Genomic DNA, 25934 nt, shown 5'->3' on the forward strand with positions numbered 1-25934 from the left:
TCGAACGAACTCCTGAGTTGGATGGGCGCGCTTATCCTTGCGCACGACACCATTGGGTCGGGTCACTGGGGCGACCCTGCTGACGAATAGCGAAATACAGCGCTGGCGTATCCTGCCCGCCACTGTTACCAACCGTAGAGATGGACTCGCCGGCCTTGACCACATCGCCGGCCGCCTTGAGCAGCGTCTGGTTATGGCCGTACAGGCTCAAATAGCCGTTACCATGATCCAGGATCACCAGCAGGCCGGCGCCGCGAAGCCAGTCGGCGAACACCACACGACCGCCATGCACGGCATGCACCTGGCTGCCGGCAGTGGCGCTGATCATCACGCCGTCCCATTTGGTGCGGGTATCATCGCCGCGGGTTTGGCCGAAGCGTGCAAGCAATCGACCATTGACCGGCCATGGAAGTTTGCCCCGTGCCGAAGCAAAGGCGCCGCCGAAGGTTTCACCCCCTGCCGAAACCAGGGGGCCAGGGCTTGATCGGGCAGGTTTGCGCGGTGCATCGCTGGCGTCGGCCTGGGCCTCACGCAAGCGCTTTTTTTCGGCTTCCTGCTGGGCGATCAGCGCCTTCTGGCGCGCTTCTTCCGCCTCTCGAGCCTGGCGTGCCAGGGTTTCTTCGATGGTCTTCAAGACTTTTGCCAGTTGAGCCTGGTCCTGCTCGCGAGCCTTGAGCTTGCTGTCGCGGGCCTTCACGTCCTCATTGAGCTTGGCCAGGGCGACCTGACGCTCCTTGCGAACCTTCTCGAGTTCTTCGCGCTGGGTGTCGAGGCTGCTTTTCTGCACCAGCAACTGGGCCTGCTGCAATTCAATCTCTTTTTCGACATTGGCCAGCTGGCGCAGGGTTTCGTTAAAGCTCTTGAGTTGCTCCAGGCGTGCCTGGCTCAGGTAATCGTAGTACGTGAGTGTGCGAGCGAATTTCTCGGGGTTCTGCTGGTTGAGCAACAGCTTGAGGTACTCCTGACGGCCGTTCTGGTAGGCCGCGCGGGCCTGGATGGCGATCAGCTTTTGCTGTTCAGTGCGCGCGCTCTGGAGTTTTTTTTTCTCCGTATCGAGTCGCTGCAACTCGGATTCACTTTTCTTCAGCTCTTGTTGCAGGGCGTCGACCTGCTTTTCCAGCTTGCCCATCTCGGTCTCGGTACCGCGCAGATCTTTCTGCACGCCGGACTTCTCTTCCTGCAACTTGCCCAGCAGCTTTTTCAGCTCGGCAATGTCCTGACGCGTGGCGTCCAACTGCTGTTGGGTTTGTGCGCGCTCGTCAGCGAAGGCCGGTTGGAGCAGGCAGGTCAGAGCGAGGGCTATCAGAACGCGAAGCATAGAGGCGGGCGACACCAGGGAAAGGGACGGCCTAGTATGCCCGCCCCACGCTGCAAAAAAAACGCCCATTTGGGGCTGTGTGATAACTGGCCCAAAAAACACCTTGACCCTGTGGGAGCGAGCCTGCTCGCGATGAGGCCATAACATCCAACATAGATGTTGACTGTAATACCGCTATCGCGAGCAGGCTCGCTCCCACATTGGTAAGTGTTGGGTCAGACCAGGATCGACGTCCCGGTCATCTCCGCCGGCTTCTCCATCCCCAGCAACATCAGCATCGTCGGCGCCACGTCAGCCAGTACGCCGCCATCGCGGACCTTGAAGTCACGCTTGCCGACATAGATAAATGGCACCGGCTCGGTGGTGTGGGCGGTGTGGGCCTGGCCGGTGGACTCGTCGGACATCTGCTCGACATTCCCGTGGTCGGCGGTGATCAGCGCTTCACCGCCGACTTTTTCCAGCGCCTCGACGATGCGCCCGACGCAGGTGTCCAGGCATTCCACCGCTTTGACCGCGGCGTCGAACACCCCGCTGTGGCCGACCATGTCGCCGTTGGCGTAGTTGACCACGATCACGTCGTAGCGCTGGTGCTCGATGGCATCGACGATGCGGTCGGTGACCTCCGGTGCGCTCATCTCCGGTTGCAGGTCATAGGTGGCGACTTTCGGCGACGGGATCAGGATGCGTTCTTCGCCGGGGAAGGGCTCTTCACGGCCACCGGAGAAGAAGAACGTCACGTGGGCATACTTCTCGGTTTCAGCGATGCGCAGTTGGGTCTTGCCGTTCTTCGCCAGGTAGTCGCCCAGCACGTTTTCCAGGCTGCCGGCGGCGAAGGCCGACGGCGCGGGGATGCTGGCGGCGTATTGGGTCAGCATCACGAAGCCGGCCAGTTTCGGCTGGCGGGCGCGTTCGAACTCCTTGAAATCGTCTTCGACAAACACGCGGGTCAGCTCGCGGGCACGGTCGGCGCGGAAGTTCATGAACACCACGGCATCGCCGTCCTCGACTTTGACCGGTTCACCGATGGTGGTGGCCTTGACGAATTCGTCGCTTTCACCCCGCTCGTAGGCGGCTTGCAGGCCTTCCTGGGCCGTGGCGGCGTTGAACTCGGCGTTGCCGTCGACGATCAGGTTGTAGGCCTGGGACACCCGGTCCCAGCGGTTATCGCGGTCCATGGCGTAGTAACGGCCGACGATGCTGGCGATACGGCCCTTGCCGAGAGCCTGGAAGGTGCTGTCGAGCAGTTCGATCGACGAAGTGGCGCTTTTTGGTGGAGTGTCGCGGCCATCGAGGAACGCGTGCAGGTAGATTTTTTCGGCACCGCGCTTGAAGGCCAGTTCGGCCATGGCGATCAGGTGGTCCTGATGGCTGTGCACGCCGCCATCGGACAGCAGACCCATGAAGTGCACGGCTTTGCCAGCAGCTACGGCTTTATCCACAGCAGCGCAGATGGTCGGGTTTTCAAAGAATTCGCCGTCGCGGATCGCTTTGGTCACGCGGGTGAAGTCCTGATACACCACGCGGCCCGCGCCGAGGTTCATGTGGCCGACTTCGGAGTTGCCCATCTGTCCGTCGGGCAGGCCGACGTCCATGCCGCTGCCGGAGATCAGGCCGTTCGGCACGGTGGCCCACAGACGGTCCAGCACAGGCTTGCGGGCCGCGTACACGGCATTGGATTCGTGGCTGTCACTGTGACCGAAGCCGTCGAGAATCATCAGGACCAAAGGTTTAGGCGTGGTAGTCATGGAATCCACTCGTGGCTGATTAAAAGAAGGCGATGGAAAAGGGACGGGCAGTTTAAAGGTAAGTTCCGGTGCCGTCACCGCCGGGCGGGGTTTGGCCGGCCTTGTGTGCTGTGTATACTGGCCGACATTTTAACGCCCTGGAACCTCCTTCGATGGTTGCTCACCTGATTGAATTTGCCACTAACCACTACCTTCTCGTCGGTATCTTCGTCGTACTGCTGGCGTTGCTGGTTGCCCATACGATGCAGGGCGGCGGTCGCAGCCTCAGTACTGGCGAGCTGACGGCACTGGTCAACAAGGACACCGGCGTGGTGGTAGACATCCGCCCGAGCAAGGATTTCGCCGCTGGTCACATTGTCGGCGCGGTGAACATTCCCCAGGACAAACTGATCGCTCGTATCGGTGAACTGGAAAAACACAAGGCCAAGACGCTGATCCTGGTGGATGCTCAGGGCCAGCACGCAGGTACTCATGCCCGCGAGCTGATGAAGTCCGGCTTTACCGCCGCCAAACTGTCCGGTGGCGTTGCAAGCTGGAAAGCCGACAATCTGCCCCTGGTGAAGTGATATGACCCACGTTGTTGTCTATTCCAGCGATTACTGCCCCTATTGCTCCCGAGCCAAGTTCCTGCTCAAGAACAAAGGTGTGGCTTTCGAAGAGATCAAGGTCGACGGCAAGCCGCAACTGCGCGCCGAAATGACTCAAAAGGCCGGACGTACCTCCGTGCCGCAGATCTGGATCGGCAGCACCCACGTGGGCGGTTGCGATGATCTGTTTGCCCTGGATCGCGCCGGCAAGCTCGATGCGATGCTCAAGGCCTGAATTCCCCACTAAGAACCTGAAAGTAAGAAGGATCTGCGATGACTGACCAACAGAACACAGCTGCCAGCGAAGAAGAAACCGCACCGCAATTCTCCTTGCAGCGTATTTATGTGCGTGACCTGTCCTTCGAAGCCCCGAAAAGCCCGGCGATCTTTCGCCAGCAGTGGGAGCCGAGCGTAGGCCTGGACCTGAACACTCGCCAGAAAGCCCTGGAAGATGATTTCCACGAAGTGGTGCTGACCCTGTCGGTGACCGTGAAGAACGGTGACGAAGTGGCGTTCATTGCCGAAGTGCAGCAAGCCGGGATCTTCCTGATCAAGAACCTGGATGCCGCTTCGATGAGCCACACCCTGGGTGCCTTCTGCCCCAACATCCTGTTCCCGTACGCCCGCGAAACTCTGGACAGCCTGGTGACCCGCGGTTCGTTCCCGGCCCTGATGCTGGCCCCGGTGAACTTCGATGCCCTGTACGCGCAAGAACTGCAGCGCATGCAGCAAGAAGGCGCCGCGACCGTTCAGTAAGCGGTATCGCGGCTGTAGCACAAGGTATAAACCTGTGGGAGCGAGCCTGCTCGCGATAGCGTCATGTCAGTCAGTATTGAGTTGACTGGTACAGCGCTATCGCGAGCAGGCTCGCTCCCACAGAAGTTTCTGGCCAGGGTTACCGGAAACCGTTCTGCCGCCAGGCCTCGTAAACGGCCACTGCCACGGTGTTGGACAGGTTCAGGCTGCGACAGCCTTCGCGCATCGGCAGGCGCAGACGCTGGTCGGCGGGCAGGGCGTCCAGTACCTCGGCCGGCAGGCCACGGCTTTCCGGGCCGAACAGGAACGCATCGCCCGCGACGAAGCTGGCATCATGGAATGGCCTCGACCCCTTGGTGGTGAAGGCAAACAAGCGCGGATGCCCCAGGCTCTCCAGACAGCTGGCGAGATCGGCATGGCGTTGCAGGGTGGCATACTCGTGGTAGTCGAGACCGGCACGGCGCAGGCGCTTGTCGTCCATCTCGAAGCCCAGTGGTTCGATCAGATGCAGGTGGCAGCCGCTGTTGGCGCACAGCCTGATGACGTTGCCGGTGTTCGGCGGAATTTCCGGTTGAAAAAGGATGACGTGAAACATGCACGGCTCCGCAGATAAAGATGAGCGGCATTCTACGCCGCAAACCGATCAGCGTTCGAAGCTATTACCTCGAGTGATGGGGTCTTTGGCGATCTTCGGTCTGATGGTCGGCCTGATGATCGGTCGCCTGACCACGCCCGAGCCGAGCGTGCTGCAACAGGTCGAAGTGATCGACGGGACGCTGGTGGCCTGGTTCAACAACGAGCCCAAGCTGCACGGGGAAATCATCGACGGCTCAGTGGCGCTGTTGCTCCAGGCAGAGGGCCGTCCGCAGAAGGGCCAGCTCAAACTCAATGGCAAGGACGTGAACTGGCGGGTGCGTTTGAGTGACAAAGGGTTGTTGCTGACGCTGGTGGCGGCGCGTCCATTGCGGGGGGAGTGGGCCGGTAGCGAGGTCGATGACCGCTGGCGGCTGGAGATCCGTCTCCAAGAGCAATAAAAGAGGGAATCCCCGGCCTGCCTGTACCAAGGTCCCCAAACGGGAGGGGCTTGCGTTAAACGCGCAGCCCAGGTGTAAAGAAGGGAAACCTTGACCTGCCTGTATCAAGGCCCCCAAAACAGTGGGCTCGATGAGCCCGATATAAAATGGGGAATCCCCGGCCTGCCTGTACCAAGGTCCCCGAAACTGGGTAGTGATTGAGTTATTGCAGGGGGCGTGCCAGTTTTAAATGGCTTGTCACAAAAAATCTGCTGATGATGCGCAAAGCCCCGTATTTCGGGGCTTTTGCTTTTGTTTGTGCGGTTTCTTCGAGTTGGGCTGATTGGTTTTGACGGGGGGGCGCATGTGCCATTGCGGTTCTCAGTGCATCGATGCGGTGCATCAAGCCTTCAAAAGCATCGCGAGCAGGCTCGCTCCCACAAGATAGTCGCGACACCGCAAACCTTTGTGGGAGCGAGCCTGCTCGCGATTGGCCTTCAAGATCAGTGAAGGGCTAAAGGCTGCTCAGCCCTCATCCCCCTCATCATCATCCCCGCCATCAACCTTCATCCCCAATTCCTTGATCTTGCGGGTCAAGGTATTGCGGCCCCAGCCCAGCAGCACCGCGGCGTCGCGACGGCGGCCGGCGGTGTGCTTGAGGGCGGTCTCGATCATGATGCGTTCGAAACTCGGTACGGCGCTGTCCAGCAGGTTCGATTGGCCGCGGGCCAGGGCCTGGTCGGCCCACTGGCGCAGGGCCTGTTCCCAGTTGGTCACCGGGGCCGAGTCCTGCGGCAGGCTGAGCAGCTCCGGTGGAAGATCGCTGATGTGCACTTCGCGACCGGACGCCATCACCGTGATCCAGCGGCAGGTGTTCTCCAGCTGGCGCACGTTGCCGGGCCACGGCAGGTTCTTGAGGTATTCCTCGGTTTCGCTCTTGAGCAGTTTGGGCTCTACCGCCAGCTCCTGGGCCGCGCGGCTGAGGAAGTGCCGGGCCAGGGTCGGGATGTCTTCGCGACGGTCCGCCAGGCGCGGGATATGAATGCGGATCACATTCAGGCGATGGAACAAGTCTTCGCGGAATTTGCCCGCGTGGACCAGGGTTTCCAGGTTCTGGTGGGTCGCGGCGATGATGCGTACATCGACCTTGACCGGTGTATGACCGCCCACCCGATAGAACTCGCCGTCCGCCAGCACGCGCAACAGCCGGGTCTGGGTGTCAGCCGGCATGTCGCCGATTTCGTCGAGGAACAAGGTGCCGCCGTCGGCTTGTTCGAAGCGCCCGCGCCGCAGGTTGGCGGCGCCGGTGAACGCGCCTTTCTCGTGACCGAACAGCTCGGACTCCATCAGGTCCTTGGGAATCGCCGCCATGTTCAGCGCAATGAACGGTGAGGCCGCCCGTGGACTGTGGCGGTGCAGGGCATGGGCGACCAGTTCTTTACCGGTGCCCGATTCGCCGTTGATCAGCACGGTAATGTTGGAGTGGCTCAAGCGCCCAATGGCGCGAAACACTTCCTGCATTGCCGGCGCTTCACCGATGATTTCCGGGGTGCGTGCCAGCGCTGGCACCTCTTCCATACCCTGTTGCTCCTGGGCGTGCTGGTTGGCGCGCTTGACCAGTGACACGGCCTCATCGACGTCGAAGGGCTTGGGCAGGTATTCGAAGGCGCCGCCCTGGTAGGACGCCACAGCGCTGTCCAGGTCCGAATGGGCGGTCATGATGATCACCGGCAGCCGTGGGTGCTGCTCGCGAATCCGCGCCAGCAGGTCCAGACCGCTAGCGCCGGGCATGCGGATGTCGGAGATGATGACGTCCGGTTGCTGACGGGCCAGGCGGCTCATCACTCCGTCGGCGCTGTCGAAGCTCTGGGTGGTCATGCCTTCCTGTTGCAAGGCTTTTTCCAGGACCCAACGGATAGAACGGTCGTCATCGACGATCCACACGGTTTCACTACGGCTCATGTCGATGTGGCTCCTTGTTCCAGTGGCAGGAAGATCGAAAAGGTGGTGTGGCCGGGATGGCTCTCACATTCGATCAAGCCCTGATGCTGACTGATGATGTTTTGGGTAATGGACAGGCCCAGCCCGGTACCGTCAGGGCGGCCGCTGACCATGGGAAAGAAGATGGTTTCCTGCAACTCCGCGGGAATGCCTGGTCCGTTGTCGATGATTTCGATCTTGGTCACCAGGCGATGACGCACATGGCCGATGGTGAACTGGCGCATGGCGCGGGTGCGCAGGCTGATGCGGCCCAGGCGCAGCTCGTTCTGGCTGCTGATGGCCTGCATGGCGTTGCGCACGATGTTCAGCACCGCCTGGATCATCTGCTCGCGATCGATCAAAACATCGGGAATGCTCGGGTCGTAGTCGCGCACCAAGGTGATGCACCCCTGGCTCTCGGCTTCCACCAGGCTGCTGACGCGCTCCAGCACTTCGTGAACGTTGCACATCGCCAGGGACGGCAGCTTGTTGGAGCCGAGCATGCGATCCACCAGATTGCGCAAGCGGTCGGCTTCTTCAATGATGACGTTGGTGTAGTCCTTGAGACTTTCTTCGGGCAGCTCCCGGGCCAACAGTTGCGCCGCGCCGCGAATCCCGCCGAGGGGGTTCTTGATCTCATGGGCCAGGCCGCGCACCAGCATCTTGCTGGTTTCCTGCTTGGACAACTGAGCCTCTTCCTTGGTGATGCGCAGCAGGCGATCACGGGGATGCACCTCCAGCAGCAACAGCGTGGCACCGTTGTTCAGGATCGGTGTTACCGCGTAATCCACGGTCAGTGTCTGGCCAGTCAGGGCGGTGAGCATCGCTTCGCGCTTGGTGAACGGGTGCGCCTGTTCCACTGCCTGGCGCAAGGAGTTGAGCGCCTCGGCCGATTCGGTGAACAGCTCGCTGATGAACTGCCCGTGGCTGCGCTGGCCGCTGACGGCCAGCAGCATCTCTGCCGCCGGGTTCATGTACTCGAGCCGCAGTTCGGCATCGAGCAGGATGGTTGCGGTGGTGAGGTTATCGAGTAGCAAGCGGTGTAGTGCGTCGCTAATGGTCATCAGGACCTCTTTTGGAGCGTAAGCAAGCACGCGTATGACGCGCCGATACAAGGAAAATGCAAAAACCAAACCAAGGCTCCGAAAAGAAGCGTTTAGAGCCTCAAACGAACCTTTTTCGCCCGATTGCGTAGCGTTCTGCCAGCTTTTTCGGGTACTTTCGAACCAAAATGGGCTGGAATTTGAGTAGGGTGCAGACACTTGCACCAATATAGTGCGCCATCCAGGCGGGCGTTAGAAGAACGGCAGGATGCTGCTTTGCTCTTCTGCGGGCTTGTCGGTGAGGGGGCATTCGGGACGCTGGCCGTAGTCGGCGGTGGCGCAGGGTTTGATGCGGCGTTTCTGCGCCAGGGAAATGCGCTGCATGTGGAAGGGCTGGTTGGCGGTACGTTCGACGATGCGGCCCTGCTCATCGAGAATCTCTACCGCCAGATGATGGCTGCCCCGATCAATGTTGCTCAGCGCGAACACTGGGCTGGGTCCAGGTTCGCCTGTGGGGTTGCCATCCAGTAGCAGTCGGTAGCGGTGGCCTTTTTGCAAACCGGGTTCGCTGGTGACCGTGACGATCAGTTCCCCCGCTGTGCTGCGTATCGTGGCATCCGGTTCAGGGATCAACAGTCGCAGCATTTCGTAACGGAACATGGGATCGGGCTTTTTTGCAGGCGCCGACGCCGAGGCTGCGCCGGAGGGCGGTGTCGCCATCCGGTTGGCGGGCGGCAGTTGCACTTTCTGTGCGTTACCGGGACGCGGTTGATCGGTGAAGACGCGATTGCCCTGGGCGTCGATGTAGGTATAGACCTGCGCTGCCCCCAGCCCTGGCAGCACGGCCAGGCACAGCACGAGCAGCCAGCGGATCATGGGCGGTGCACCCGTTGCACGGTGAAGATGACGGTTTCGCTCTGTTGCACAAGATGTTCGCCGTCGATGACCTGTACCGCCAGGCTGTGCTCGCCCCGGTCGATATTCACCAATTGCAGGCGCGGCACGTTGCTCGGCTGGCCATAGGGCTGGCCGTCCAGCAACAACCTGAACAGATGGGGGCTTTGCAGACGCGGCCGAGCCAGGACGCCAACGGTGAAGGTGCCGTTGTTGGCGCGCAGGGCCTCTTCGCTGGGGATGTCTGTCAGCTCCAGAGTTTCGTAGGCGTTGCCTGGCTCGTCCCGGTTCGCGGCGGGCGCAGCAGCGTTCGGGTTGGTCGGGGGCTGGGGTTCGACACTGTTGAGTGGCGGCAGCTCCACTGCCTGGGCCGGTATGCCATCGGGCGGCTGGTTGCTATAGGCGGTGTTACCGTCGGCGTCGGTGTATTTGTAGATCTGTGCGGCGGCTGGCAGCGCCAACAGCAACAACAGTATTCCTGGAAAGCCACGACCCATAAAATCAACCGAAAACCGAAAGTGTTGGATTGCAGCATAGGTCAGGGGAGGCGGTTGGCCCAAGTTGTTGCACGCCATCCCTTGTGGGGGCGGTGTTCACAGCCTCCAGGTTCGACACTGGACCCCTGTGGGAGCGAGCCTGCTCGCGATGGCGGAGTGTCAGTCACACAAGTGGTAGATGGGCTGGCCTCATCGCGAGCAGGCTCGCTCCCACAGGGGAAAGATGTGTGGGCTCAGGATTTTGTGAGGACGCACAGCTCTGCGGTCGCCCGAACCAGCGCCATTTGCCGCAACGGGTCGTTACTGACGGTATGGGTGGCCTGGGCCAGCCATTGCGGGCATTGCGGGTCGGTGCGGTAGGGGCTGAAGTCGGCCAGTTGTTGCAGCAGGCGTTTTTGCAGTTGATCCAGCTGCGGGCGGATCTGCCTAACCAGGTCCGGGCGCGGTGCGTCCGGGGCTTTGCCTTGCAGTTGCCAGTCGGACAGATGCGCGTATTGCACCAGTTTGTTGGCTTCTATTTGTGCGGCGAAAAACGCCTCTACCGCTTCACTGCTCAGTTTGTAAGCTGGTGCCTGGGCGACGGCAGCGGCGATCACCTCGCGTTCGCGCTGGCGGTCTTCCACCGGTTTGCGGCTGTCCCACTTGCTCAGGGCGACCTGATCGGCAATGGCCAGGCGCTCGCCTATGGTGCCGAGCAGTGGGGCGAGGGTGGTGGGTGCGGTGGCGGCCTGGGCGGCGGTGCCCAACAACGCGGCAGACAGAGCAAGGCAGAATGAAACGCGCGAAGTCATGGGTGATCTCGTCTTCGAATCGTGGAGGGCGCAGACAATCATGCACGTAACCTGCGCCCATAAAAAAGGCCTCCCGAAGGAGGCCTCTTTTTATTCACGCCCCGTGGGGCGACGCTACCGGATCAGCAGCTGTAGTACAGCTCATATTCCAGTGGGTGTACGAAGGTGCGAACCTTGATTTCTTCTTCGCTTTTCAGTGCGATGTAAGCGTCGATGAAGTCATCGCTGAATACGCCGCCCTTGGTCAGGAACGCACGGCCCTTGTCCAGCTCTTCCAGGGCTTCTTTCAGGCTGCCACAAACCTGTGGGATTTCCTTGGCCTCTTCAGGCGGCAGGTCATACAGGTTTTTGTCGGCGGCATCGCCAGGGTGGATCTTGTTCTGGATACCGTCCAGACCGGCCATCATCAGTGCAGCGAAGGCCAGGTACGGGTTGGCAGCCGGATCCGGGAAGCGAGCTTCGATACGGCGAGCCTTAGGGCTGTTGACGTAAGGAATACGGATCGAGGCGGAACGGTTACGAGCCGAGTAGGCCAGCATGACCGGTGCTTCGAAGCCTGGTACCAGACGCTTGTAGGAGTTGGTCGACGGGTTGGTGAAGCCGTTCAGGGCCTTACCGTGCTTGATGATACCGCCGATGAAGTACAGGGCAGTGTCCGACAGGCCGGCATAACCTTCGCCGGCGAAGGTGTTCTTGCCGTCTTTGGAGATCGACATGTGCACGTGCATGCCCGAACCGTTGTCGCCGTACAGAGGCTTCGGCATGAAGGTCGCGGTGCGGCCGTATGCATCAGCAACGTTGTGTACGCAGTACTTCAGGGTCTGGACTTCGTCAGCCTTCTTGACCAGCGTGTTGAATTTCACGCCGATTTCGTTCTGGCCGGCAGTCGCCACTTCGTGGTGGTGAACTTCGACGGTCTGGCCCATCTCTTCCAGTGCGTTGCACATGGAGGTACGGATCTCGTGGTCGAAGTCGAACGGTGGAACTGGGAAGTAGCCGCCCTTGATACCAGGACGGTGGCCTTTGTTACCGCCTTCCACGTCCTGATCGGACATCCACGAACCTTGTTCGGAGAAGATCTTGAACATGGAACCGGAGATGTCGGACTTGAACTTGACCGAGTCGAAGATGAAGAACTCAGGCTCAGGGCCGAAGAAAGCGGTGTCGCCGATACCGGTGGACTTCAGGTATTCCTCGGCACGGTGGGCGATGGCGCGTGGGTCGCGGTCATAGCCTTGCATGGTCGAAGGTTCGATGATGTCGCAGACCAGGATCAGGGTCGGCTCTTCGGTGAACGGGTCCAGGACGGCAGTTTCGTCGTCCGGCATCAGGATCATGTCGGAGGCTTCGATGCCTTTCCAGCCAGAGATGGAGGAACCGTCGAACATCTTTCCGATTTCAAAGAATTCGTCGTCCAGCGCATCACGGGCCGGCATGGTCACGTGATGTTGAGTGCCTTTGGTGTCAGTGAAGCGCAGATCAATCCACTTGACGTCATGATCTTTGATGAGTTGAACCGACTTCGACATATGTCCTCCGGGTGGCTTCGGGCGGGTAATGGTGTGCCCTTAGATATGGGTGATGCCGGCGCGAATACTCTGCCAAGGCAACCTGCCTCACAAGGGAGCAATTTGCATGCCAGTGCCCCAGCATGGGTTTTTTGCACCAAATCCACGCTTTTATAGCCTGTATTCGCGGATTGTCGAACAATTGCGCACTGCAATGTGGCGTAACTTGCGAGAGATGACCTGTTTTGGTGCGCTGAAAACCGAGTGCACATTAACTGGTTAAACCTTGAGCAATTTCCGCTATAATCCGCGCCCCCCTTTTTCGGCTGGCCGTTCGCGCGCTGTTTTCATGAAACTAATCGTAAAAGTCTTCCCCGAGATCACCATCAAGAGCCGCCCGGTACGGATGCGTTTCATCCGCCAGTTGGCCAAGAACATCCGTGCCGTGCTCCGCGATCTGGACCCGGCTGTGGTGGTGAACGGCGTGTGGGACAACCTCGAGCTGGAAACCCGCGTCAGCGAACCCAAGATTCTCAAGGAAATGACCGAGCGCCTGAGCTGCATGCCGGGCATCGCGCATTTCCTGCAGGTCGACGAATACCCGCTGGGGGATTTCGACGACATCCTCGCCAAGTGCAAGCTGCATTATGGTGATGCCCTGGCCGGCAAGATTTTCTCGGTGCGCTGCAAGCGCGCCGGCAAACACCCGTTCAGCTCGATGGACGTGGAGAGATACGTCGGCAGCCAGTTGCGCAAGCAGTGTGGCGCCGCCGGAATTTCATTGAAAGACCCGCAAATTGAAGTGCGCATCGAAATTCGCGACCAGCGGTTGTTCGTGATCCACAGTCAGCACGACAGCATTGGCGGGTATCCGCTGGGTTCGCTGGAACAGACCCTGGTGCTGATGTCCGGCGGCTTCGATTCCACGGTCGCGGCCTACCAGATCATGCGGCGCGGGCTGATGAGCCATTTCTGCTTCTTCAATCTTGGCGGGCGCGCCCATGAACTGGGCGTAATGGAAGTGGCGCACTTCATCTGGAAGAAGTATGGCAGCTCCCAACGCGTGTTATTTGTGAGCGTACCGTTCGAGGAAGTCCTGGGCGAGATTCTCGGCAAAGTCGATAACAGTCATATGGGCGTCATTTTGAAGCGTATGATGTTGCGTGCCGCATCCAGCATCGCCGATCGGCTGCACATCGATGCGCTGGTCACCGGCGAGGCTATCTCCCAGGTGTCGAGCCAGACGCTGCCGAACCTGTCAGTGATCGACTGCGTGACCGAAAAGCTGGTGCTGCGCCCGCTGATCGCCAGCCACAAGCAGGACATCATCGACACGGCCAACGAGATCGGCACCGCCGATTTTGCCCGGCACATGCCGGAATACTGCGGGGTCATCTCGGTCAATCCGAAGACTGCGGCCAAGCGCGGGCGTGTGGAGCATGAAGAGAAAGAATTCGACATGGCGGTGCTCGAGCGTGCGCTCGAAAACGCCAGGCTGGTGCCAATCGATCGGGTGATCGATGAATTGGGCCAGGACATACAGATTGAAGAAGTCGGCGAAGCGCTGGCCGGTCAGATCATCATCGACATCCGTCACCCGGACGACGCTGAAGACGACCCGCTGAGTATCGCCGGTATCGAGGTACAAACGATGCCGTTCTATGCAGTGAACGCGCGTTTCAAGGAACTGGACCCTACTCGCCAGTACCTGTTGTATTGCGACAAAGGCGTGATGAGTCGCCTGCATGCCCACCATTTGCTCAGTGAGGGGCATGCCAATGTGCGCGTTTATCGACCGAGCTAAGTGCCCGGGGCTGTTTGCCTGTGGCCTGCGTCACCGGCCCCCCGACGCCGCCGACAGGCTGTAACGGCTTTGTCGGACTCAACGTAAATCGCTGCCACGACCTGTCAGCACACCGAATCCTCTGATCGAGATACACAAGTGATCGAAAATCTACGCAACATCGCCATCATTGCTCACGTTGACCATGGTAAGACCACCCTGGTAGACAAACTCTTGCGTCAATCCGGCACTCTGGAGCGCAACGAGCTCAACGACGAGCGCGTGATGGACTCCAACGACCAGGAAAAAGAGCGCGGTATTACCATCCTGGCGAAAAACACCGCCATCAACTGGAATGGCTACCACATCAACATCGTGGACACCCCGGGCCACGCCGACTTCGGTGGTGAAGTAGAGCGCGTAATGTCGATGGTCGACTCCGTGCTGCTGCTGGTCGATGCCCAGGACGGCCCTATGCCGCAAACCCGTTTCGTGACCAAGAAGGCTTTCGAAGCCGGCCTGCGTCCGATCGTGGTCATCAACAAGGTTGACCGTCCAGGCGCGCGTCCGGACTGGGTTCTGGACCAGATTTTCGACCTGTTCGACAACCTGGGCGCCACCGAAGAACAGCTGGACTTCAAAGTCGTCTACGCCTCGGCCCTGAACGGTATTGCCGGTCTGGACCACACCAACATGGCCGAAGACATGACCCCGCTGTACCAGTCGATCGTCGACGACGTACCTGCGCCGAAAGTCGACCGTGACGGTCCGTTCCAGATGCAAATCTCGGCCCTGGACTACAACAGCTTCCTGGGTGTTATCGGTGTTGGCCGTATCGCCCGTGGTCGCATCAAGCCGAACACGCCGGTCGTGGCTATCGACGCCGACGGCAAGAAGCGCAACGGTCGTATTCTCAAGCTGATGGGTCACCACGGCCTGCACCGTATCGACGTTGAAGAAGCAGCTGCCGGCGACATCGTCTGCATCAGCGGCTTCGAGCAACTGTTCATCTCCGACACTCTGTGCGACCCACTGAACGTCGAAGCGATGAAGCCGTTGACCGTCGATGAGCCAACCGTTTCCATGACCTTCCAGGTCAACGACTCGCCATTCTGCGGTAAAGAAGGCAAGTTCGTGACCAGCCGTAACATCAAGGAGCGTCTGGACAAGGAGCTGCTCTACAACGTGGCACTGCGCGTTGAAGAAGGCGACTCGGCCGACAAGTTCAAGGTTTCCGGCCGTGGTGAGCTGCACCTCTCGGTTCTGATCGAAACCATGCGTCGCGAAGGCTTCGAAATGGGCGTAGGTCGTCCTGAAGTGATCATCCGTATGGTTGATGGCGTCAAGCACGAACCGTACGAAAACGTGACCATCGACCTACCGGAAGAATCCCAGGGCGCGATCATGGAACAAATGGGCCTGCGCAAAGGCGACCTGACCAACATGGTTCCGGATGGCAAGGGCCGTGTGCGCCTTGAGTACAACATCCCGGCCCGTGGCCTGATCGGTTTCCGTAACGAGTTCCTGACCCTGACCTCCGGTGGCGGCATCCTGACTTCGATCTTCGATCGTTATGACGTGATGAAGTCCGGCGACATGTCCGGCCGTCAGAACGGTGTTCTGGTATCGGTTGCGACCGGCAAGGCACTGACCTACTCGCTGGAAACCCTGCAAGCGCGCGGCAAGCTGTTCGTCGAGCACGGCCAGGACATCTACGAAGGTCAAATCGTCGGCCTCAACAGCCGTGACAACGACCTGGGCGTGAACCCGACCAAAGGCAAGAAGCTCGACAACATGCGTGCTTCGGGCAAAGACGAAACCATCGCATTGGTTCCGCCGGTCAAGTTCACCCTGGAGCAAGCGCTGGAGTTCGTGCAGGAAGACGAACTGTGCGAAGTGACGCCTAAGTCGATTCGCCTGCGTAAGAAGATCCTTGGCGAAAGCGAGCGTACCCGCGCTGCCAAGAAAAGCGGTAACTGAGTTTCGACTTAGTTAATGGCTGAAAAAAACGCCCCTGATTGTGAGATCAGGGGCGTTAATGAGATGGTCACCCCCACACCCTGCGAGGGCTACGCTTTCGCAGGGTGTTTTGTTTTCGGAGGCCATCATTATGAGCGAGTCAGCGCTGATCGGGATCGATCTCGGTAAACACAGTTTCCACCTGCACGGCCAAGACAAATTGGGCCGAGAGGTGTTTCGCAAGAAGTTCTCGCGTCAACAGATGATGACGCTCTTCGGCAATCTGCCGGCCTGTACCGTGGTGATGGAAGCTTGTGCCGGGGCGCATTTCGTCGCTCGCCAGCTGATGGCCATGGGGCATGAAGCCAAACTGATTTCCCCGCAATTCGTCCGCCCCTTCGTCAAAGGCAACAAAAATGACTTCGTGGATGCCGAAGCCATTTGCGAGGCGGCTTCGCGTCCATCGATGCGCTTCGTTTCGCCTAAAACCGAGGCACAGCAGACGCTTTCCGTTCTGCATCGCCTGCGCGAGTCGCTGGTACGCGATCGCACCAAAACCGCCAATCAAATGCATGGTTTCCTACTGGAGTTCGGCATCAGCCTGCCCAAGGGCCTGGCGATCATGAAGCGGTTGGCGAGTATTTTGGCTGAGCATGAGTTGCCCGTTCGGTTGACAGTGCTGTTACAGCGCTTGCATGAGCATTTCTGTTATCTGGATGAACAGATCAAGGCGCTGGATAAAGAGCTGGCAAGCCAACTGGCCGACGATGATCTCGGCAGCCGCTTGCTGAGCTTGCCGTGTGTCGGGCCGATCACCGCCAGCCTGCTGGCTGTAGAGATGGGGGACGGCAGGCAGTACCGATGCAGCCGTGACTTCGCCGCCTCCGTGGGCTTGGTACCCAGGCAGTACAGCACCGGCGGCAGGGCTAATTTGCTGGGTATCAGCAAGCGCGGCGACAAGCACCTCAGGCAGTTGCTGGTTCAATGTGCTCGGGTCTATATGCAGAGGCTAGAACACCAGAAAGGGGCTCTGGCCGACTGGGTGCGCTCATTGCTTGGGCGACGACACTCGAACGTGGTGGCCTGCGCCCTGGCTAACAAGCTGGCGCGGATCGCGTGGGCGCTAGCGGCTCACCATACGCAATATGAAGCAGGGCCAGACGCGCTGAACGCCTGACCCTGCGGTTGTTGCAGTACCACGAATCACCCTTCAGGTTTTGCGATAGCTGAACAACGGATGACGTGAACGGCCCACCGGCCTGACGAAGAACCTGACATAAAAATCGGCTTCAGAAGCCGCGGCATTTTTCAGGATCGTCAGGCGCGACTCTCATCGTGGCGCGGGGCATGCCCTGGATCGACGCCGGATAGATTTAAGCAAGCCAACCACTTCACCCATTAATCAGTATTGCAAAAATGGGGGTGACCATAGATTTTTTATGCCCGGAATTTGTGCGTCGCTTCTTAGGGCCCTATCGCGAGCAGGCTCGCTCCCACAGTGGATTTTCAGCGGATACAGATGTTGTGTCCGGCATCAATCCAGTGTGGGAGCGAGCCTGCTCGCGATGACAGTGGTTCAGGCACCGCTGAACCATCTGTAGATCAAAACTTGTCCAACGTCCGCGGATTACGCTCGCGCTCCACTTCCTTGGGCTTGTAGGCGCAGTACCCCGGGCGCGGCCCGACCCGCGGATGGTTGCGGCAGGTATCCGGGCGTTTCTCATAAATGGTGCACAACCGGCTCTTGCGATCCAGATAAAGGCAATCATTGTTGCTCATGCGCTGGAGCGTGAAGATTTCGGATTTCTGGTTATAGCGCTCGACGATCCCTTCCTTTTGCAGGCGCTTGGCGATGTTTTTCGGCGGGTCCCCCAGTTCGAATTCATCGACGATACCGATTCGGATCAGGTCCTTGATCTTGACCTCCACCGGCAGTGTGCAGCAGCTCGACACGCAGGAACCGCACATTGGCGCGGAGTACTTGGCCCAGGTATCGATTCGGTCGATCTCCGCGGCGGCGATCAGGTTGGGCTTCATCATCAAGGTTTACCAGCATGCATCAGGGCGCGCGATCATACCGGGACTGGTGAAATTTTGAACGACCATCTGCCGGTTTTTTTTCGAGCCCGGTAAAACTCTCCCAGGACCGGCACGGCCCCTGCATTCATTCGCCCATACGGCAATTCCCTGGCGGCGATTCTCCGTCGCCATGGAAAAACCAACGAACCTGCGCCTGTAGTGCCTGTCAGACCGTCTAGGCTCAGACAATTTCATGCTCGTTCGAGGTCTCATCAATGACTCAAGAACCACTTGTTCGCGAAGCCGAAGTGGCTGCATTTCGCGATGCCGTGTTGACCAAACTCACTTACGCCGTCGGCAAGGACCCGGATCATGCGTTTGATCACGACTGGTTCGAAGCCATTGCCCTGGCCGCCCGCGACCATATGGTCGAGCACTGGATGGACCACACGCGGCAGATTTACCGCAAGGGCCAGAAGCGCGTTTATTACCTCTCCCTGGAATTTCTCATCGGCCGCTTGCTCTATGACAGCCTGAGCAACCTCGGCCTGCTGGACACTGCGCGCGAAGCCTTGACCGAACTGGGCGTGGATCTGGAGCGCATTCGCCTGCTCGAACCCGATGCGGCGTTGGGCAACGGCGGCCTCGGCCGGTTGGCGGCATGTTTCATGGAAAGCATGTCCACCTTGGGCATTGCCGGCCATGGCTACGGCATTCGTTACGAGCACGGCCTGTTTCGCCAGGCCATCGTTGATGGCTGGCAGCAGGAGCAAACCGAACACTGGCTGGATTTCGGCAACCCTTGGGAGTTCGAGCGGCCGGAAGTGGTTTACCCGATCGGCTTCGGCGGCAGCGTCGAGACCGTGACCGACGCCTCCGGCAATACCAAGCAAGTCTGGTCTCCGGGCGAAACCGTGCGAGCCATCGCCTATGACACCCCCGTGGTGGGTTGGCGCGGTGCCAGCGTCAACACCCTGCGTCTGTGGCGCGCCCGTGCCATGGAAGAGCTGCACCTGGAACGCTTCAACGCCGGCGACCATTTGGGTGCCGTGGCGGAAGTGGCCCGGGCCGAGAGTATCTCCCGCGTGCTGTACCCGGCCGACAGCACCGAGGCGGGCCAGGAATTGCGCCTGCGCCAGGAGTATTTCTTCGTCGCCGCCTCGCTGCAGGATTTGTTGCGCCGTCATCGCAACATGCACACCTCGGTATTGACCTTGGGCGATCACGCGGCGATCCAGCTCAACGACACTCACCCGTCGATCGCCGTGGCCGAATTGATGCGCCAATTGGTGGACGTCTACGACGTGGCCTGGGACGCCGCCTGGCAGATCACCCAGGACACGCTCTCCTACACCAACCACACGCTGCTGCCCGAAGCCCTGGAAACCTGGCCAGTGGGGCTGATGGAGCGCATGTTGCCCCGGCACATGCAGATCATTTACCTGATCAACGCCCAGCACATCGATGCTCTGCGGTCCAAGGGGGTGCACGATTTCGACGTGCTGCGCGCGGTGTCGCTGATCGAAGAAGACAATGGCCGCCGGGTGCGCATGGGCAACCTCGCCTTTCTCGGTTCCCACAGCGTCAACGGTGTGTCCGGGTTGCACACGCAACTGATGCGCAGCACGGTGTTCTCCGAGCTGCACAAGCTCTATCCCGAGCGGATCAACAACAAAACCAACGGCATCACGTTCCGCCGCTGGCTGTTTCAGGCCAACGCTGAACTGACCTCGATGATGGTCGATGCCCTGGGCCCGAGCGTGCTCGACAACCCCGAGGAACGCCTGATCGAGCTGGAGCCGTTCGCGGATCAGCCGGCGTTCCGCAAACAGTTCGCCGAACAGCGCCTGCACAGCAAAAAGGCCTTGGCGCATCTGATTCACGAGCGTTTGGGGGTTGCCGTGAACCCGGCGGCGATGTTCGACGTGCAGGTCAAACGGATCCATGAATACAAGCGCCAGTTGCTCAACCTGATGCACACGGTGGCGCTGTACCAGGCGATCCGCGCCGAACCGGAAGTGGACTGGGTGCCACGGGTGAAAATCTTCGCTGGCAAGGCCGCCGCCAGTTATCACCAGGCCAAGTTGATCATCAAGCTGACCAACGATATCGCCCGTGTGGTGAACAACGACCCGACCGTGCGTGGCCTGCTCAAAGTGGTGTTCCTGCCCAACTACAACGTCAGCCTGGCCGAGAGCATCATCCCGGCGGCGGACCTTTCCGAGCAGATATCCACGGCCGGTTTTGAAGCGTCAGGCACCAGTAACATGAAGTTCGGTCTTAACGGTGCGCTGACTATCGGCACCATGGACGGCGCCAACGTGGAGATGCATGAGCGCGTGGGCGGTGAGCACATGTTCATCTTCGGCCTGACGGCCGAGCAGGTGGAGGCCCGCAAGCAGAACGGCGAGTTCAGTGCCGCGCCGGACATTGCCGCGTCCCATCGCCTCAACGATGTGTTGCAGGCTATTCGCGGCGGGGTGTTTTCGCCGGACGATCCGATGCGCTACACCGGGCTTGTCGATTCGCTGGTGGATTACGATCGCTTTCTGGTCTGCGCCGACTTCGACTCTTACTGGGATGCCCAGGCCAGGGTCGAAGAACGTTGGCACGACGCCCAGCACTGGTGGCGTTCGGCGGTGCTCAACACCGCGCGCATGGGCTGGTTTTCCTCCGACCGGACCATTCGGGAATACGCCACCGACATCTGGAAAGCCCTGGAGTAGCAGTTGCAGGAAATGTGAGCGAAGCCCAACGGTGGTTGGGCTTGGTAGATATACTAAGCGCCAGTTTCGCCGGGCTGTGTGGCCGGTTTAGTGCTTGAGGCGCCAGCAATCCATTGTGGGAGCGAGCCTGCTCGCGATAACGGTGTGTCAGCCAACCTGTTTGGTAACTGACGGACCGCTATCGCGAGCAGGCTCGCTCCCACAAGGTTTGTGTGGTTCCACTAGACTGAACCAGACACCGCTTCACCCCGGTTACGCCCGCAAAGGGCCGCTTAGGGATATCGACCATGCAATGGATTTTGATGCTGTTGGGCCTGGCATTTGGCTGGGTGGTGGATGAGTCGTTCGCCGATGCGCTGATAGGCGCGTTACTGGGCCTTGGCATCGCTCAGGGGATTGGTCTGCGTCGCCTCGGCGCCCACGCCGCCGAACAGCAGAACCAGTTGCAAACGGCCCAGCGCACCTTGAGCGCACTGGAGCAGCGGCTGATCGCGCTTGAGCGCAGCACGGTCGCAGCCTCCGAACCGCCGCCATCGCCCGAGATCGTCGTGGCCCAGGCACCGGAATCCGAAATCCCACCTGAGCCGGAGCTGGTTTGGGAACTGCCGCCTGACCTTGAAGCCCTTCCGGCGATGACCACACAAGCCAGTCAGCCGTTGCCCGACGACGTATGGAAGTCTGCGCCGGCCGCCCCCAAACCGGTCCAGCCGGAACCGGCTGCCCCTCGTGGTCCGAATCTGTTCGAGCGTGCCGTCGCGGGGGCGCGTAACTGGCTGTTTGGCGGTAATACCGTATTGCGGGTCGGGGTGGTGCTGTTGTTCCTCGGCCTGGCGTTTCTGCTGCGCTATGCCACTGAAGGCATGGTCGTGCCCATCGAGTTGCGTTATGCCGGCGTCGCGGCCAGTGCGTTGGGCCTGTTAGGCCTAGGCTGGTGGCTGCGCCAGCGCAACAGCAACTACGCGCTGATGTTGCAGGGCACCGGGATCGCCGTGCTGTACCTGACCGTGTTCGCCGCCATGCGCCTGCATCCGCTGCTCGACTCGAAAGCGGCCTTGGGCTTGCTGGTGGCGGTCACGGTGTTCTCGGCGATTCTGGCGGTCACCCAAAATGCCCTCGGCCTGGCTGCGGTGGCAGCGTTGGGCGGGTTTGCCGCGCCGATCCTGACTTCCACCGGCAGCGGTAACCATGTCGCGCTGTTCAGCTACTTCATCCTGCTCAATGCCGGCATTCTGGCGATTGCCTGGTTCAAGGCCTGGCGCCTGCTCAACCTGATTGGTTTTGTCGGCACCTTCGGCATCGGTTTCGCCTGGGGCTTGCGCTCTTATGGGCCGGAACTGCTCTGGAGCACCGAGCCGTTCCTGATTGTTTTCTTCCTGATGTACCTGGCGATCGGCTTGTTGTTTACCCGACGCAAGCTGCTGGAAATGGGCGACGGGCCCGAGGACGAAGGCCGCGATGCGCTATTGCGCTGGTCGGCCCGCAAGGGCGACTACGTGGACGGCACCCTGTTGTTCGGCCCGCCCCTGGTGGGGTTCGGTCTGCAGTTCGCGCTGGTGCAGCATCTGGAGTTCGCCGCAGCGTTCAGCGCCCTGGCCCTGGGCATCATCTACATGGGGCTGGCGCGGGTATTGATGGGGGGGCGCGCCGTCCTGTTGGCCGAAACCTGCCTGGCCTTGGGGGTGATTTTTGCCAGCCTGGCGATTCCCCTGGGCCTCGATGCTCGGTGGACCGCGGCGGCATGGGCCGTGGAAGGGGCGGGGATTTTCTGGCTGGGCCTGCGTCAGCAGCGGCCTTTGGCTCGGGCTTTTGCCTTGCTGCTGCAACTGGGCTCGGCGCTGGCTTTTGTCAGCGAGTTGCGTCAGGGCGACAGCAGCCTGATCGATGGCGCCCCGCTGGGGGCGTTGATGCTGGGTGGCGCCTTGCTGTTCAGTTTCTACCAGTTGCGCAAGACCGCGCCTGAGCACGCCACACGCTGGGAGCGCCAAGGCCTGCCGGTGCTGGCAGTGCTGGGCTTGAGTTTTCTCTATCTGCTGGCGCCGTTGTTCTTCTTCACTCACGGCACTGCCATCGCCTGGGCCTTGGCCGGTCTGGTGACGCTGTTCGCGGGCCTGCGCCTGCAATCGCGCAGCTTCCTGTTTACCGCGTTCGCAGTACAACTGCTGGGTGGCGCGTTGTTTCTGTTGCGTTTGCAGGGGGCCGAAGGGGATTCGACCGCCGTGTTCAGCGCTGGCTGGAGCGGTTTGCTCAGCGCCTCCCTGATCGGCCTGGCGCTGATTGGCGGCATGCTGCTGGCGGCACGCGATGACATGGTGCGCAACGATGTCCGATTGCTGCGCGGGCTGTCGGTGGTGCTGCTGGCAGGGTTGGTGCTGATCAACCTCGCCGTGCTCTTCGTCCTGCCCTGGCAAACGGCGAGCGGTGTATGGGCGGCCAGCGGCCTGTTGATCATCTGGCTGAGCCTGTACCTGAAGCAGCGCGTGAGTTTCGTGTTTGGCCTGTTGTTGCAGTTGATCGGCGGCGCGGCGTTTCTTGCCGCCGGGTCGGCGCTGCTTGGGCCGCTGAGTGCCGAGGATCTGCGGCCCCTGGCTCACAGCGGGTTCTGGACGCCGCTGGTGCTGGGACTGGCGGCGCTGGTAGGCGCCTGGCGATTGCAGCGCGGTCATCCGTCGGTGGTGTTCCAGGCCTTGAGCTTGCAGCGGTTGTCCGAGTTGCTGCTGGTCTGGGGCGCAGGCTGGTGGGCGCTGGCGTGGGGCAGCGAAGTGCTGCGCTTTGCACCGCAGCACCTGCAAGGTCATTTGATGCTGATCGTCGCGGCAATCAGTGTGGCGCTGTGGGCATTGCTGGCGCTGCGTTTGAAATGGCCGGCGATGGGGTTGCTATGCACCTTGCTGATACCTGTGGCCGGCTGTGTGCTGGTCGCGACCGGGCACAACCGTTATCACCCGGCGGCGGATTTCGGCTGGCTGGCCTGGTTGGCCGTGTTCGCCGTGCATTTGCTTTCCCTGAAACGTCTGGCACCGCTGCTACCGGCCCGGGCGCGCAGCACCGCCCATGTGCTCGGTTGCTGGCTGCTGATCGGTGTGCTGGCGCTGGAGGTGCGTTACGGCCTGCTGTTGTTGTCCGAGCAGTACAACGCCTGGCGCTGGCTGGGTTGGGCGATGCTGCCGAGCCTGTACCTGGTGCTGATGGCCGCGCCGCGGGCCTGGCCGTGGCCGGTCTCGGCCCATCCACGCGAATATCGTGTGTACGCGGCGGCACCCCTGGCCCTGTTGATGCTGGGCTGGTTCTGGCTGGCCAACACCTTCAGCGACGGCAGCGCCGAGCCGTTGCCCTATGTGCCGTTGCTCAACCCGTTGGAGCTGGGCTTGCTGTTCGCCTTGTTTGGCGTCTACGCATGGACCCGCAGCGCGGTGGCGCAACTGGCAATCCGATGGGGTCATGCCGGACACGTCGCCCAGTTGATCGCCGGCGTGTCGCTGTTCGCGTTCTTCACCGCCGTGGTGATGCGCAGTGCCCACCACTGGATCGGCGTGCCGTTCGAGCTGGATGCGTTGCTCGAATCCATGTTTGTGCAGGCCGGGCTGTCCATCGTCTGGACCCTGATTGCCCTGGGCCTGATGATCGGCGGGCATCTGCGCCATCGTCGTGAGGTCTGGCTGATCGGTGCGGCGTTGATCGCCGTGGTGGTGGCCAAGCTGTTCTTTGTCGAATTGAGCAACCGTGGCGGTCTGGCGCGGATCGTGTCGTTTATCGGCGTGGGTGTATTGCTGTTGGTGGTGGGCTACTTCGCGCCGCTGCCGCCAAAACGCCCGGAAGGGGGCTCGCGGACCGAGCCGCCAATACCTGTCAGTGAGGGAGTGTCGTCTTGAGTCACAAGTTGAGTCGCATCGGGTTGGGCGTGGTGGGGTTGTGGGTGGCCTTGTCGGTGACGGCCCAGGAACAGCCGGCGGACTTTGCCCATCAGGTGCCATTGGCCTTGAGCGGCGAGGGGCCCTGGTATCGCCTGGCGTTGCCCCTGGAGATTCAGTTGCAAGCGCGCCAGACCGATCTGAGCGACCTGCGGGTGTTCAACGCCGCCGGGCAGGCACAGGCCTACGCATTGGTTCGCGAGACGGCCCGGAGCCGGGAAAACAGCACCACCGACGTGAAGTGGTTCCCGTTGTACAACGCCGCCGATGACAACGAGCGCGCGCCCAGCGTACGGGTGCAATCGAGCGCCAACGGCACGCTGGTGCAGGTGCAACCGTCCAGCCGGCTCGAGGCGGGGGAGGAGGAACTGCGCGGCTGGCTGCTGGATGCCAGTGCGATCAAGGCGCCCTTGCAACAGTTGATCCTCGACTGGACCAGCGAGCGCGACGGCTTCCAGCGCTTCACCATCGAAGCCAGTGACGACCTGCAGCACTGGCAGGCATGGGGCGAAGGCCAGGTGGCGCGGCTGACCTTTGCTGATGAGCGGGTGGAGCAACATGAGGTCAGCTTGCCAGGACAGCCGGCGCGTTATCTGCGGTTGTTGTGGGAATCGCCGTCATCGGCGCCGGTGTTGACCTCGGCCCAGTTGCAGAGCGGCAGTCGCGAGAGCCTGCCGTTGCCGTTGGTCTGGTCGCAGCCTTTGGCCGGTAGCACCACGAAGGCTGGACAATACACCTGGCAGTTGCCCATGGGGTTGAATGTCGAACAGGTGCAGGTCGAACTGAGCCAGGCCAACAGCCTGGCACCAGTGACCCTGGCCGGACGGCGTGAAAGCAGCCAGCCGTGGCAATCGCTGGGCAGCGGCTTGCTGTATCGCCTGACCCAGAACGGCCAGGATGTGTTGCAGAACCAACTGCAGCTGTCGGGGCAGACCGTGCAGCAATTGAAGCTGACGGTGGACGAACGTGGCGGTGGCCTCGGTGCCCAAGCGCCAGCCTTGCGTTTTGCCGTGCGCCCGACCCAAGTGGTGTTCCTGGCGCGGGGCGAGGGGCCCTACAGCCTGGCGCTGGGCAATGCGACGGCGAAAGCGGCCAGCCTGCCACTGGCCACGCTGGTGCCCGATTACAAGCCGTCACGCCTGGCGACCTTGGGTACGGCGACGCTGAGCGGTGCGGCCACCTCGACACCGGTTACCGCCGCCACGCCTGCGACCGTCGAGACCAACTGGAAGAAGATCGGCTTGTGGGCGGTGTTGCTGATCAGCGTACTGGTCCTCGCGGCGATGGCATTGAGCTTGCTGCGCAAGCCGCCGGTCAAAAACTGAGGTGCTGCGCACCCATCGCGAGCAGGCTCGCTCCCACACTGGATTTATGGCGTATACAAAAACTGTGTCCGCAGAAGATCAA

The 25934-nt window shown here is 60.8% G+C and carries 21 protein-coding genes; 10 read left to right on the forward strand and 11 right to left on the reverse strand.

The window, feature by feature from the left end:
* Positions 1-31 precede the first annotated feature (31 nt).
* Both HQ912_RS02815 and gpmI read right to left on the reverse strand, forming a co-directional pair.
* Positions 32-1318 (reverse strand): murein hydrolase activator EnvC family protein, encoded by a 1287-nt coding sequence (locus HQ912_RS02815; RefSeq protein WP_047226906.1) that lies wholly within the window; start codon positions 1316-1318, stop codon positions 32-34.
* A gap of 215 nt (positions 1319-1533) precedes the next feature.
* The gene (gene gpmI / locus HQ912_RS02820; protein WP_076383352.1) at positions 1534-3063 is read right to left on the reverse strand and encodes a 2,3-bisphosphoglycerate-independent phosphoglycerate mutase; all 1530 of its coding nucleotides are present in this window, start codon (positions 3061-3063) and stop codon (positions 1534-1536) included.
* 152 nt (positions 3064-3215) lie between these two features.
* Here gpmI and HQ912_RS02825 point away from each other — a divergent pair, with 152 nt between their 5' ends.
* The 3 genes from HQ912_RS02825 to secB are packed head-to-tail and all read left to right on the forward strand — an operon-like array spanning position 3216 to position 4406.
* Positions 3216-3629 (forward strand): rhodanese-like domain-containing protein, encoded by a 414-nt coding sequence (locus HQ912_RS02825; protein ID WP_047226908.1) that lies wholly within the window; start codon positions 3216-3218, stop codon positions 3627-3629.
* Position 3630: 1 nt separating this feature from the next.
* Positions 3631-3885 (forward strand): glutaredoxin 3, encoded by a 255-nt coding sequence (grxC, locus tag HQ912_RS02830; RefSeq protein WP_047226909.1) that lies wholly within the window; start codon positions 3631-3633, stop codon positions 3883-3885.
* Positions 3886-3923: 38 nt separating this feature from the next.
* Entirely contained in the window at positions 3924-4406 is a 483-nt protein-coding gene (secB, locus tag HQ912_RS02835) for a protein-export chaperone SecB (protein ID WP_047226910.1), read from the forward strand.
* Positions 4407-4545: 139 nt separating this feature from the next.
* Here the strand turns inward: secB and trmL are convergent, their stop codons facing one another.
* Positions 4546-5001 carry a tRNA (uridine(34)/cytosine(34)/5-carboxymethylaminomethyluridine(34)-2'-O)-methyltransferase TrmL gene (trmL, locus tag HQ912_RS02840; RefSeq protein WP_047226911.1) on the reverse strand — a complete coding sequence of 152 codons (456 nt, stop codon included), beginning with the start codon at positions 4999-5001 and terminating at the stop codon, positions 4546-4548.
* Between trmL and HQ912_RS02845 the strand changes: the two genes are divergently transcribed.
* Positions 5000-5440: a hypothetical protein gene (locus tag HQ912_RS02845; RefSeq protein WP_076383353.1), complete on the forward strand. Its 441-nt coding sequence runs from the start codon at positions 5000-5002 to the stop codon at positions 5438-5440. The genes trmL and HQ912_RS02845 overlap by 2 nt on opposite strands.
* Positions 5441-5642: 202 nt before the next feature.
* Here HQ912_RS02845 and HQ912_RS02850 read toward each other — a convergent pair whose 3' ends face one another.
* The 7 genes from HQ912_RS02850 to glnA form a co-directional block, all read right to left on the reverse strand.
* A complete protein-coding gene (locus HQ912_RS02850; protein WP_173406450.1) occupies positions 5643-5822 on the reverse strand; it encodes a hypothetical protein in 180 nt (59 codons plus the stop codon).
* Between the two features lie 122 nt (positions 5823-5944).
* Entirely contained in the window at positions 5945-7381 is a 1437-nt protein-coding gene (ntrC, locus tag HQ912_RS02855; RefSeq protein ID WP_047226913.1) for a nitrogen regulation protein NR(I), read from the reverse strand.
* Complete coding sequence (glnL, locus tag HQ912_RS02860) at positions 7378-8463, reverse strand: nitrogen regulation protein NR(II) (protein ID WP_047226914.1); 1086 nt, start codon at positions 8461-8463, stop codon at positions 7378-7380. Before glnL ends, ntrC begins: the two co-directional genes overlap by 4 nt.
* A gap of 231 nt (positions 8464-8694) precedes the next feature.
* Entirely contained in the window at positions 8695-9318 is a 624-nt protein-coding gene (locus HQ912_RS02865; RefSeq protein WP_173406451.1) for a DUF4124 domain-containing protein, read from the reverse strand.
* Positions 9315-9833, reverse strand: coding sequence for a DUF4124 domain-containing protein (locus HQ912_RS02870; RefSeq protein WP_173406452.1), 519 nt, complete (start codon positions 9831-9833; stop codon positions 9315-9317). The genes HQ912_RS02865 and HQ912_RS02870 overlap by 4 nt, the downstream gene beginning before the upstream one ends.
* 233 nt (positions 9834-10066) lie before the next feature.
* Positions 10067-10624: a chorismate mutase gene (locus tag HQ912_RS02875; protein ID WP_173406453.1), complete on the reverse strand. Its 558-nt coding sequence runs from the start codon at positions 10622-10624 to the stop codon at positions 10067-10069.
* A 122-nt stretch (positions 10625-10746) separates the two neighbouring features.
* Positions 10747-12153, reverse strand: a complete 1407-nt coding sequence (gene glnA / locus HQ912_RS02880; protein ID WP_014336114.1) for a type I glutamate--ammonia ligase — start codon at positions 12151-12153, stop codon at positions 10747-10749.
* A gap of 328 nt (positions 12154-12481) precedes the next feature.
* On the opposite strand from glnA, the gene thiI reads away from it, so the two are divergent.
* The 3 genes from thiI to HQ912_RS02895 all read left to right on the forward strand — a co-directional run bounded on the left by thiI (position 12482) and on the right by HQ912_RS02895 (position 17051).
* Positions 12482-13936 carry a tRNA uracil 4-sulfurtransferase ThiI gene (thiI, locus tag HQ912_RS02885; protein WP_047226917.1) on the forward strand — a complete coding sequence of 485 codons (1455 nt, stop codon included), beginning with the start codon at positions 12482-12484 and terminating at the stop codon, positions 13934-13936.
* Positions 13937-14074: 138 nt separating this feature from the next.
* A complete protein-coding gene (gene typA, locus HQ912_RS02890; RefSeq protein ID WP_047226918.1) occupies positions 14075-15895 on the forward strand; it encodes a translational GTPase TypA in 1821 nt (606 codons plus the stop codon).
* Positions 15896-16025: 130 nt separating this feature from the next.
* Positions 16026-17051, forward strand: a complete 1026-nt coding sequence (locus tag HQ912_RS02895) for an IS110 family transposase (protein WP_047230568.1) — start codon at positions 16026-16028, stop codon at positions 17049-17051.
* A gap of 425 nt (positions 17052-17476) precedes the next feature.
* On the opposite strand, the gene HQ912_RS02900 is transcribed toward HQ912_RS02895, so the two are convergent.
* A complete protein-coding gene (locus tag HQ912_RS02900) occupies positions 17477-17914 on the reverse strand; it encodes a YkgJ family cysteine cluster protein (RefSeq protein ID WP_047226919.1) in 438 nt (145 codons plus the stop codon).
* 254 nt (positions 17915-18168) lie between these two features.
* Here HQ912_RS02900 and HQ912_RS02905 point away from each other — a divergent pair, with 254 nt between their 5' ends.
* The 3 genes from HQ912_RS02905 to HQ912_RS02915 all read left to right on the forward strand — a co-directional run bounded on the left by HQ912_RS02905 (position 18169) and on the right by HQ912_RS02915 (position 25852).
* A complete protein-coding gene (locus HQ912_RS02905; RefSeq protein ID WP_076383354.1) occupies positions 18169-20619 on the forward strand; it encodes a glycogen/starch/alpha-glucan phosphorylase in 2451 nt (816 codons plus the stop codon).
* A 287-nt stretch (positions 20620-20906) separates the two neighbouring features.
* Positions 20907-24488 carry a DUF2339 domain-containing protein gene (locus tag HQ912_RS02910; protein WP_173406454.1) on the forward strand — a complete coding sequence of 1194 codons (3582 nt, stop codon included), beginning with the start codon at positions 20907-20909 and terminating at the stop codon, positions 24486-24488.
* Positions 24485-25852 carry a DUF3999 domain-containing protein gene (locus HQ912_RS02915; RefSeq protein WP_173406455.1) on the forward strand — a complete coding sequence of 456 codons (1368 nt, stop codon included), beginning with the start codon at positions 24485-24487 and terminating at the stop codon, positions 25850-25852. The genes HQ912_RS02910 and HQ912_RS02915 overlap by 4 nt, the downstream gene beginning before the upstream one ends.
* The last annotated feature ends 82 nt before the right edge of the window (positions 25853-25934 follow it).

It is taken from the genome of Pseudomonas sp. MPDS (genome assembly GCF_013283895.1).
GTDB classification, from domain to species: domain Bacteria; phylum Pseudomonadota; class Gammaproteobacteria; order Pseudomonadales; family Pseudomonadaceae; genus Aquipseudomonas; species Aquipseudomonas rhizophila.

Coding starts and splice junctions, on each gene's coding strand:
- HQ912_RS02815 (WP_047226906.1), bottom strand. CDS start 1,318: ATGCTTCGCGTTCTGATAGCCCTCGCTCTGACCTGCCTGCTCCAACCG.
- gpmI (WP_076383352.1), bottom strand. CDS start 3,063: ATGACTACCACGCCTAAACCTTTGGTCCTGATGATTCTCGACGGCTTC.
- HQ912_RS02825 (WP_047226908.1), top strand. CDS start 3,216: ATGGTTGCTCACCTGATTGAATTTGCCACTAACCACTACCTTCTCGTC.
- grxC (WP_047226909.1), top strand. CDS start 3,631: ATGACCCACGTTGTTGTCTATTCCAGCGATTACTGCCCCTATTGCTCC.
- secB (WP_047226910.1), top strand. CDS start 3,924: ATGACTGACCAACAGAACACAGCTGCCAGCGAAGAAGAAACCGCACCG.
- HQ912_RS02845 (WP_076383353.1), top strand. CDS start 5,000: ATGCACGGCTCCGCAGATAAAGATGAGCGGCATTCTACGCCGCAAACC.
- trmL (WP_047226911.1), bottom strand. CDS start 5,001: ATGTTTCACGTCATCCTTTTTCAACCGGAAATTCCGCCGAACACCGGC.
- HQ912_RS02850 (WP_173406450.1), bottom strand. CDS start 5,822: ATGCACCGCATCGATGCACTGAGAACCGCAATGGCACATGCGCCCCCC.
- ntrC (WP_047226913.1), bottom strand. CDS start 7,381: ATGAGCCGTAGTGAAACCGTGTGGATCGTCGATGACGACCGTTCTATC.
- glnL (WP_047226914.1), bottom strand. CDS start 8,463: ATGACCATTAGCGACGCACTACACCGCTTGCTACTCGATAACCTCACC.
- HQ912_RS02865 (WP_173406451.1), bottom strand. CDS start 9,318: ATGATCCGCTGGCTGCTCGTGCTGTGCCTGGCCGTGCTGCCAGGGCTG.
- HQ912_RS02870 (WP_173406452.1), bottom strand. CDS start 9,833: ATGGGTCGTGGCTTTCCAGGAATACTGTTGTTGCTGTTGGCGCTGCCA.
- HQ912_RS02875 (WP_173406453.1), bottom strand. CDS start 10,624: ATGACTTCGCGCGTTTCATTCTGCCTTGCTCTGTCTGCCGCGTTGTTG.
- glnA (WP_014336114.1), bottom strand. CDS start 12,153: ATGTCGAAGTCGGTTCAACTCATCAAAGATCATGACGTCAAGTGGATT.
- thiI (WP_047226917.1), top strand. CDS start 12,482: ATGAAACTAATCGTAAAAGTCTTCCCCGAGATCACCATCAAGAGCCGC.
- HQ912_RS02895 (WP_047230568.1), top strand. CDS start 16,026: ATGAGCGAGTCAGCGCTGATCGGGATCGATCTCGGTAAACACAGTTTC.
- HQ912_RS02900 (WP_047226919.1), bottom strand. CDS start 17,914: ATGATGAAGCCCAACCTGATCGCCGCCGCGGAGATCGACCGAATCGAT.
- HQ912_RS02905 (WP_076383354.1), top strand. CDS start 18,169: ATGACTCAAGAACCACTTGTTCGCGAAGCCGAAGTGGCTGCATTTCGC.
- HQ912_RS02910 (WP_173406454.1), top strand. CDS start 20,907: ATGCAATGGATTTTGATGCTGTTGGGCCTGGCATTTGGCTGGGTGGTG.